This is a genomic window from Kitasatospora sp. NPDC047058, assembly GCF_040643935.1.
Taxonomy (GTDB): domain Bacteria; phylum Actinomycetota; class Actinomycetes; order Streptomycetales; family Streptomycetaceae; genus Kitasatospora.
On the sequence record NZ_JBEYVJ010000321.1, the window covers coordinates 1 to 8,105 of the forward strand.

The 8,105-nt window shown below is 72.1% G+C and carries 8 protein-coding genes and 3 pseudogenes; 5 read left to right on the forward strand and 6 right to left on the reverse strand.

Annotated elements, in window-relative coordinates:
• Positions 1-942, reverse strand: a 942-nt coding sequence (locus tag ABZ885_RS31330) for a YncE family protein (RefSeq protein ID WP_360196042.1), incomplete at its 3' end; no start/stop codon positions are given.
• A gap of 135 nt (positions 943-1,077) precedes the next feature.
• Positions 1,078-1,719 carry a DedA family protein gene (locus ABZ885_RS31335; RefSeq protein ID WP_360196045.1) on the reverse strand — a complete coding sequence of 214 codons (642 nt, stop codon included), beginning with the start codon at positions 1,717-1,719 and terminating at the stop codon, positions 1,078-1,080.
• A 1,429-nt stretch (positions 1,720-3,148) separates the two neighbouring features.
• On the opposite strand from ABZ885_RS31335, the pseudogene ABZ885_RS31340 reads away from it, so the two are divergent.
• Positions 3,149-3,529: pseudogene (locus tag ABZ885_RS31340) on the forward strand (alpha/beta hydrolase); the annotation flags it as partial.
• A gap of 105 nt (positions 3,530-3,634) precedes the next feature.
• Positions 3,635-3,784 (forward strand): annotated as a pseudogene (locus ABZ885_RS31345) (aldehyde dehydrogenase); the annotation flags it as partial.
• 67 nt (positions 3,785-3,851) lie between these two features.
• Here ABZ885_RS31345 and ABZ885_RS31350 read toward each other — a convergent pair.
• Positions 3,852-4,181, reverse strand: coding sequence for a helix-turn-helix domain-containing protein (locus tag ABZ885_RS31350; protein ID WP_360196048.1), 330 nt, complete (start codon positions 4,179-4,181; stop codon positions 3,852-3,854).
• 172 nt (positions 4,182-4,353) lie between these two features.
• On the opposite strand from ABZ885_RS31350, the gene ABZ885_RS31355 reads away from it, so the two are divergent.
• The 3 genes from ABZ885_RS31355 (at position 4,354) to ABZ885_RS31365 (ending at position 6,195) form a co-directional block, all read left to right on the forward strand.
• Positions 4,354-4,653 carry a hypothetical protein gene (locus ABZ885_RS31355; RefSeq protein WP_360196051.1) on the forward strand — a complete coding sequence of 100 codons (300 nt, stop codon included), beginning with the start codon at positions 4,354-4,356 and terminating at the stop codon, positions 4,651-4,653.
• A gap of 419 nt (positions 4,654-5,072) precedes the next feature.
• Positions 5,073-5,414 (forward strand): STAS domain-containing protein, encoded by a 342-nt coding sequence (locus tag ABZ885_RS31360; RefSeq protein ID WP_360196053.1) that lies wholly within the window; start codon positions 5,073-5,075, stop codon positions 5,412-5,414.
• 502 nt (positions 5,415-5,916) lie between these two features.
• A complete protein-coding gene (locus ABZ885_RS31365; RefSeq protein ID WP_360196056.1) occupies positions 5,917-6,195 on the forward strand; it encodes a hypothetical protein in 279 nt (92 codons plus the stop codon).
• Positions 6,196-6,525: 330 nt separating this feature from the next.
• Here ABZ885_RS31365 and ABZ885_RS31370 read toward each other — a convergent pair whose 3' ends face one another.
• The 3 genes and pseudogenes from ABZ885_RS31370 to ABZ885_RS31380 all read right to left on the reverse strand — a co-directional run.
• The gene (locus tag ABZ885_RS31370; RefSeq protein WP_360196062.1) at positions 6,526-6,744 is read right to left on the reverse strand and encodes a hypothetical protein; all 219 of its coding nucleotides are present in this window, start codon (positions 6,742-6,744) and stop codon (positions 6,526-6,528) included.
• Between the two features lie 284 nt (positions 6,745-7,028).
• On the reverse strand, positions 7,029-7,157 hold the full coding sequence (locus ABZ885_RS31375; RefSeq protein WP_360196059.1) for a hypothetical protein: 129 nt from the start codon (positions 7,155-7,157) through the stop codon (positions 7,029-7,031).
• A gap of 112 nt (positions 7,158-7,269) precedes the next feature.
• Positions 7,270-8,105: pseudogene (locus ABZ885_RS31380) on the reverse strand (AfsR family transcriptional regulator); the annotation flags it as partial.

The following is an 8,105-nucleotide window of genomic DNA, read 5'->3' on the forward strand; positions in this document are numbered from 1 at the left end:
GCCAGCGAGGCGATCATCGGGTCCGGGTCCGGCAGGTACATCAGGACGCCGTGGCAGAGCACGACCGACGGCGAGGCCGTTGGGGCCGTCTCCCACAGCGACGGTGTCGGTGACGGCACGGTCGCGGGTGCTGATCACGGACACGTCGTCGGAGCCGATGTCGGCGACGTAGACCCGGCGGCCATCCGGTCCCACCCCGATTCCCGCAGGCTGGTCCCCGACCGGGATGCGGTCCGATTCCACGCCGTCGTGGACGTCGACCACCGACACGTCGTCCGAGTTCAGGTTGGAGACGTACAGCTGCCGGCCGTCGGGGGTGAGCACCAGGGCGGTCGGCCCGCTGCCGACGGGGATGGTGCCGGTGACCGTTGCGGTGGCGGTCCGGACCACTGAGACGGTGTCGGATGCGGCGTTGGCGACGTACAGGGTGCATCCGTCGGGTGTCAACGCCACGCCCAGCGGGGCCTCGCCCACCGCGATGGTGCCAGTCACGGAACGGGTGCGGGTGCTGATCACCGACACGGTGTCCGACCCGACGTTGGCGACGTAGACGTTCTGGTCGTCGGGGGAGACCGTGACCCTGCTCGGTTCGTCCCCGACGGCGACGGTGGCGATGACCGTCCTGGTCCGGGCGTCGATCACCGACACGGTGTCCGACGCGGAATTGGTGACGTAGACGCGGGAGCCGTCCGGGCTGACGGCCACGCTGTCGGGTCCGTCCCCGACGGGAACGCTGTCCACGACCGTGCCCGTGCCGGTGTCGACCACCGACACCGTGTCCGATTGGAGGTTGGCGATGTAGACGAGGGCATCGGGCCGCGGGGACAGCCCGGCTGCCGGCGTCCCGTCGGCAGCGCCGGCCAGGCTTCCCGGTCCCACCAGCGCCGCAGCCACGCAGAGCACCGCGGCTGCTCGCCGTCCCATGTCCTGATTTCTCGTCATGGGTCCACGCTAGGGCTCCCGAGCGGAAAGCCACGTGAGGCTCACACGAACCCGGCTCCCGGGGCGAGCTGGCCTGGTCGCGGTGTGCGGTCGACTCGGTCACGTCGCTTCGCAGGCTCTGCACTGGTCCCTCGTTCAGGGTTCCTGTTCGCTGCTGTCGTTCGACGGCTTATCGCCCCGGGAGTGGTGTCGCCGTAGGTACCAGACCAGCAGGGTGGCGGCGATGATCACGGCGATCGCGATTGCTGTGAACCGGCCGACCGTTCCCTCCACTCTGGTGTAGGCGGCTCCGGCGAAGTAGCCGAGGAGGGTGAAGCCGACGCCCCAGGCGACCCCTCCGAGGGCGTTGTAGAAGAGGAACCGGCGGTACTGCATGCGCGACATTCCGGCCAGCGAGGGCACCAGCGGGCGGAAGAAGGCAATGAACCGGCCGACGAAGACGGCGGCTGGGCCCCGGCGGCCGATCAGATCCTGAGCCGTGCCGACCTGCTTGGAGTGGCGCCGCAGCGGGCGGGTGCGAAGAATCGACGGACCGAGGCGCCGGCCGATCTCATAGCCGGCGGAGTCACCGAGGATCGCCGCGCACACCACGACCAGGACCATCCAGCCGAGGGAGGCACGGCCCTGGTGAGCGAGGAAGCCGCCCAGGACGGCGGCCGTCTCTCCGGGGATGAAGAAGCTGAAGAACAGGGCGTCCTCGGTGAAGACCATGCCGCCGATGACTGCGTACACGACCGGTCCGGACAGGCCGCGCAGCCAGTCGATCATTGCGTCCATCGGCCACACCTCGTCGGCAATCGCGGCCCCTTACCGCCCTAATTTAGTGCCTGTGCCCATGCTGGCCCTGTCGACGGGGAAGGGGACGGCGCGTTCCGGGAGGCCGGGGCTGTCGGTCACCGGCGGCAACGTCGTGCGGCCGCCCTGACGAGTCTTCGCGGGTGGCCGTCCGGCTCGCGTGGTCCGACGGCTCACCGAATCCTCAGGTATCCCCGTCCAGGCTCATTCACGTGGGAACGGTAGGCGCGGAGCGGGGAGAGACCATGCGCGGATCCATCAGGGACGACCGGCAGATGCCGCCCGAGTGTGCTCGACGGCGGCTCTTCCGTGGGTCGCGCCGTCCGGCGGTGCGCGCCGGATCCCTGCTGAACAGGACCGGATCGCTGGCTGTCGTGCTGGCCGCGGTGGTGGCCGCCGGAACCATGGTCGGGGTGGTGACGGACACGGACGGGGGCGCCGGTGCGAGGCCGCTCCGGGTGATCTGCCGGGGCGCGGGTGTCAATGGGGCACCACCGGCTCTCCGCGGGGTTCTGCCGGGGAAGGCGTGAGTCGGCCGATGAGCCCGGCAGGTCGGGTGAGCCGGGTGTCGGCAGGCAGACCCGGCGGCCCTCATCGAATCCTCAGGTTGCCCCTGTGATGATCTTCTGTGTCGGCGGAATCGCCTCCGCTTCCGCCACGGACGGAGGGCTGTGCGGCCGCCGACACTTCCGGTCAACGGCCGCTGGCAGCGGTGGTGGGCCGACGAACGGCGGTGCCCTCCGGTGATACGTCCCCCGGTCGCCGGAGAGGCACCGCCACCCCTCCCCACGCTCGGCGTGGTTTGGGAGAGCCGTGGAGGAATGGGGAGGGGCAGCGTGAGCCACAGCTCCGGAGCGGTCGAGGGCTCACAACAACAAGACCGGCCGCAGCCCCACCACCGCCGTGTTCTCCGTCGTCATGACCCCGGCGCTCGGAGCGGCCGCAGGCCCCTGCCCCCGCGCAGCCTCCGTCCGGAGGAAGCCATCCCCGCGGGCGCAGCCCCGGGGCGAGCTGGTGGGTGAACCCTCCCGCGCGGCGCCGGCCGAATGCAAAGGCCGACGGCAGGTCCGAGCAGGTCGTCGGCGGCGGCGCTGGCGACCAGGCCGCCGAGGGTTCCGAACAGGCCGGTGCCCAGGATGGCGGGCACGTTGAGGGAGGGATCGGGCCCGCACAGGAGCGGCCGCCGTCCGAGTATGTGGCCGACGCCCGCGCCGCCGAGGACGTCCGTCGGCGCCAGGCCCGCACCGCGCTGCTCGAAGCCGTCGCCGCGTTGCGCAGGCAGGCGTCGCCGGCTGGTCTGGGCCGTACGCCGCGGCCGCGCCCGCCCGCTCCGGATCCGCCCCGTCCTGTCAGTTTGCCAGGATGGCAAGAGTGTTCGCGTCGCGCGGCCGCCGCGCCGCAAGATCGGTGCCCGCACTTCGTGTCCCGCACCGGCGGCCGGCTGCGCGACCGCTTCCCCGGCGGCAAGCTGCCCGCCTGGCTGACCGAGGACGACCTGGACGTGTGCACCGCGGAGTTCGAGCGCACTGGCATGACCGGGGCCCTCAACCGCTACCGCAACATGGACCGCGACTGGGAGGACTTCGCCCAGTACGGCGGCGCCCCGATCAAGCAGCCGTCCCTGTTCATCGGCGGCGCCCTGGACGCCTCCACCACCTGGATGGCCGACGCGACCCTCCCCGGCCTGGCCTCCACCCGCATCCTGGACGGCTGCGGACACTGGATCCAGCAGGAGCGTCCCGAGGAGGTCAACCGCCTCCTGACCTCCTGGCTCGCCTCCCTCCAGGGCTGAACCGCGGGCGTGCCCGGCGAACTCCGTCGCAGGAGAGGGAGCACCCCGAGCTCGTCCTCGACCAGCTCGTCGCGGCGGTCAGGACGGCCGGCGGCATCGGCATCGGACCTGATCGTCGCCGGGAAGGCGGAGCCGTCCTTCCCGGTCTCGCACGAGCTGCCGCTCGCCGACGCCCCGCGTGGCTACCGCTGCTTCGACCACCGCGACGACGGCTGGACCAAGGTACTGCTGCACCCCACCGCACTCGCCGCCTGAACAGCGCAACCACAGATCAGCCAGCGCGCCACCCCGCGGTCCGCCTGAACAACCCGGGGCCGCAGCGTCAAAGCCGTGACGATCCGCTGTCTGCGGCCTCGTACCGGCGCAGAAGGATCGAGAGGAGCTCGGAGACGGTGGGCCCGGCGTCGGCGGGGTGGCGCAGCTGTTTGCCCTCGATGATGCTGTAGCGGTTGGTGCGGCCGTGGCGTTCGTGGCTGAGGTAGCCGGCCTGTTCGAGGTCGACGATGATGCGCTGGACAGCACGTTCGGTGAGCAGGCAGCGGGTGGCGATGTCGCGCACGCGGATGCCGGGGTCGCGGGCGATCTGGACCAGGACGCGGGCGTGGTTGGTCAGGAAGGTCCACTGCCGCCCGGCCGTCGTGCCGTTGTCCATGCCTCCACCATAGGACCCTTGTTTCGCGACTGCCGAAGCATGACAGCGAATTCGTGCAATGGTTGACATGTCTGGCATACGGGCGAACAGTGGAGGAACCGGCTGCCCGCAATCGCTTCCGTGGCGGATCCGTGCGGCGGCCCCTCGTCTGGAGATGGTGCGCGTGGACCCGATGAGCAGGGAAGGTCTGGAGCGGCTGAGGTCCCTTCTGGCCGAGCGGATCGGGGCGCCCTGCGAGCACGGCGACGATCCGGGCCGGGTTGAGCCGCTGCGCCGGCAGGTGCGCCACGCGGTGACCGGCATAGACGCCTACCTCAGCGCGGTCGAGGCGGGCAGCTGCACCGCCGTGGGGATGCGCGGGCAGGCTCTGGACCTGTGGCAGGGCCTGGAGCGGATCGCGTCCGCCTGGTCCGCGCCGGACGCCGGCGCCGACACGGCCCGGGTGCCCGCGCAGCCCCTTCCCCTGCTCTGAGGAGAGCACCGTGCTCGCCTGCCCGAGGGCCGGTACCGGGTCGGCGGCGCGCTGGTGTGTTCCCTCACGGGGGCATGGTCCTGGACGGCAAGCCCTTCACTTTCCAGGACCTGGCCGCCGCCGTAGACCGGCACCGGACCTGCTCGCGGTCAAGCGGTCCTACGCGGAGCCGCACTTCTCCACCGGCCTCGGCCTGCTCCCCGGTCGCCCGTCGGCGCGCGCCGGCCGAAGGCGCACGACTCGCGCTGATCGCCCCGACACGAGGACCCCAAGGGCCCCGGAACGACAAACAGGCCAACGCGTTCGGCCACCGCCACGACGGCCGCAGGACCACGAAACGGACGACCGGAGCAGGACGACCATCCCGACGCAGGCCGCGCATGTCCGATTTCCCGGCTACCCGATCGGAGCGACCACGGATGCAGTTCACCAGCCGCGAGGCCACACTGACCGCGGTGGTCTGCCGCGTCGAGGGAGAAGCCGACCACGACACCATGCACATCCTCGACGCGGCCCTCGCCAAAGCCGTCGCCGACGCCCCCGCAATGCTGATCATCGACCTCGCGCCGCTCACCTTCTGCGACTCCGCCTGCCTGAATTCCCTCCTCCGCGCCCACCACACCGCCGAAGCCGCAGGAGTCTGGCTCATCCTCGTCGGCGCCAGCCCCCAGCTCCTCCACCTCCTGGCGCTCACCGGCACCGACGAGGTCTTCACCCTCCGCCCCCACCTGCGCGCCACACGGCCGCCCCGCTCCGAATGAATCACCCCGACGGCACACCGCACTACACCGAGGCGCGCCGCAGGCCTGCACCCGCGACTACGCCATCGCTGCCGCCGGCGCACTCACGCGGCCACACACCGACGCTCGACGAGTACGTGGTGCTGCGCATGAAGACCACCGGATCATGTGCCTCTTCCTCCGGCTTCGCGACGAGGTTGTCAGGACCGCCGGCACGGGACCGCGTCAGCACATCGCAGGGCTGGAACCCTGGATCCGGGAAAACATCGAATACGGGCTCTGCTCCGGACGCTACGTCAACCCCGACGGCGGTCCCACCACGGCATCGCGCGTGGGCCGGCGGGCCGCGGCTTGGGTGCGGGTGGTGCGGTACGCGCAGCGGTGGGCGCGGGCGTGTACGCGGCACGGGCTCCCGGTGACCCGCCACACGGGGGTTCTTCGCCGGCGTTCTGAATGTTCCGCCGGTCCGACGGATATTCAGCCACCGCCGATTGGTTTGCCCACAGACGGAAGGCGGCACCTCATGACGACCTACACCAAGCCGAACCAGCAGCTCCTGGACGAACTGGCCGGACTCAGCACCCCGGAGCACTTCGGCAGGTCCGTGCTCCTGAGCATCGCCAAGAAGACGGCGGAGCGGAACGACCCCTCCGCGCCGTTCGAACTGACCGCAAAGATCAAGGTCTTCCCCGCGGGGACCAACGTGGCCCTGTCGGACATGAGCACCTGCATCGGCCACATCAACAGCTTCGGCAGCCTGATCCTGTTCTGCCCCGGAGGCGCGGAGGAGAATCCGATGTAGCCACGTCGGGCGAACGTCGTGGTCCGTGCGACAGCCCGCCAGGGTGGGCGGTGCACCCGGCGCTCTCCCGGCCCGCACGGGCCGGGTCGTCGCCCCGGACCTTCACGCGGAACCGCTCGCGGCGGGCGGTGAACCTCGCCCCCGCCCGCCGAGGCCGTCGCCCCCGTCCACCTCTGCGTGAGCTACGCACGCCTCGACCAGGGCCGGTTCGTCCGCAGCGCTTCCGAGGTCGCCTGCCCGCCGGGCGGCGGCGGGTGCAGGGCACGGCACGGCCCCGGATGGGACCGGGACGGGGCCCGGACGGCATCGCACACGGCATCGCAGAATGGATCAGGAGAGCAGGCCGCCCGTGTACGGATCCTCGGCGAGCATCCGCCAGGTGTGTGCCGGTGTCGCGGACGCCTCCGGGTCCACCGCCTCGACCAGCCCGTCCGCCACGGCCACCAGCAGCGCCTGCGGGTCGTGCACCGCCCAGCCCTCCGAATCGTCATCCGCCCAACGCCACCACTCGTCGCGCAGCTTCTCGTACGTCCAGAGCGCGTACAGCAGCGCCGAGAGGTCCCGGTTGAGGTACCTGGCAGGCCGGCCTCGGCCGCGACGGGGGCGGCGGAGGACCGGCCGAGCACGCCGACCCGGTGGCCGCGGCGCCGCAGCTCGCGCCCGGCCGCGATCGCCGGATAGAGGTAGCCGCCGTCACTGAGCGGGCAGAGCAGGATGTTCACGGGGCCTCCGGGCCGGACCGGTCGGGGCGCCGGACGGGCCTCCCGGACCCCGGCTCGCGCCGGGGTCCGGGTGGTGCGGCCCGTCCGGTCCTCAGGGCTCGACGTTCAGGGTCAGAGCGCCGAGCTGTTGTTGACGACGCACCAGTCCTCGACCGCCTCCTCGGCGGGCACCCCGTGCGCGACGACGTCGACGTCCTCGTCCTCGGTCTCCGCCGGCTCCGGGTTGATGTCCTCGGGCATGCTGTCCTCCTCTGCGGTCGCGGCGTCCGCTACGCCGGTCCGAGAAGAAAGGTAGGGATCGCCGGTATGACACCGATTAGCCGTCGGTTTGATACCGGTATATGACGATCGGTCAGTGATGCGGCACCGGTACGGGCAGTTGTGCGGGCAGCGGTGCGGGCACGGGCAGCGGCACTGGTACGGGTACGGCCGCGGGCACGGGCGCCGGTACGCGGTCGGCCGTGCGGGAGGCCGTGCGGGCGGCCAGCTCCTGCGCGTAGGCGAAGGGCAGCGCCGGCATCTCGTAGCGCACGGTGTGGGCGAGCCCCTCCACGTTGGGCACGGTGAGCAGGCTGGCCTCCAGCAGGTGCTCCAGCACCCGCACCGCCGACTCCGGGTCCGTCCCCAGCACAGCGGCGGCCTGCTGCAGGGTGAACACCGGCCCGGTGAGCCGGCCGAGCCGCAGCACCGCCCGGTGCGCCGCCTCCGGCAGGTCCCCGACCGACTCGGCGAGCCGGGCGCGGACCGCCGGATCGTCACCGCACAGCTCGTCCAGCAGCGCCCGGCTCCCCGCCATCCGCGCGCCGTACTCCCGTAACGGCACGTGGCGCAGGAAGGCCAGTCGGTCGGCCACCAGCCGGACCCCGAGGGGCAGCAGGCCCGCCGCCCGGACGATCCGGGCGGCGGACTCGCGGTCCGCGTCGACCCGGTCCCGGCCGATCACCCGGCCCAGGAACTCCACCGCCTCCTCCGCCGCGAGGGGCGGGAGCCGGACCCGGTGGGCGCCCTCCAGGCCGATCAGCCCGGACCGGGCCGTCACCACGACGGCGCTCTCCCCGGCCTCCGGCAGCAGCGGCCGGACCTCGCACTCCCGCCGGGCGTCGTCCACCACGACGAGGGCCCGGCGCCCGGTCAGCCAGAGCTGCCAGGCCCACCGCGGGCCGCCGCCGCCGGGCGGGGCGGACCCGC

Bases quoted from the DNA above. Each gene is read 5' to 3' on its own strand.
- ABZ885_RS31335 (WP_360196045.1), bottom strand. From the start codon at position 1,719: ATGGACGCAATGATCGACTGGCTGCGCGGCCTGTCCGGACCGGTCGTG.
- ABZ885_RS31350 (WP_360196048.1), bottom strand. From the start codon at position 4,181: ATGGACAACGGCACGACGGCCGGGCGGCAGTGGACCTTCCTGACCAAC.
- ABZ885_RS31355 (WP_360196051.1), top strand. From the start codon at position 4,354: ATGAGCAGGGAAGGTCTGGAGCGGCTGAGGTCCCTTCTGGCCGAGCGG.
- ABZ885_RS31360 (WP_360196053.1), top strand. From the start codon at position 5,073: ATGCAGTTCACCAGCCGCGAGGCCACACTGACCGCGGTGGTCTGCCGC.
- ABZ885_RS31365 (WP_360196056.1), top strand. From the start codon at position 5,917: ATGACGACCTACACCAAGCCGAACCAGCAGCTCCTGGACGAACTGGCC.
- ABZ885_RS31375 (WP_360196059.1), bottom strand. From the start codon at position 7,157: ATGCCCGAGGACATCAACCCGGAGCCGGCGGAGACCGAGGACGAGGAC.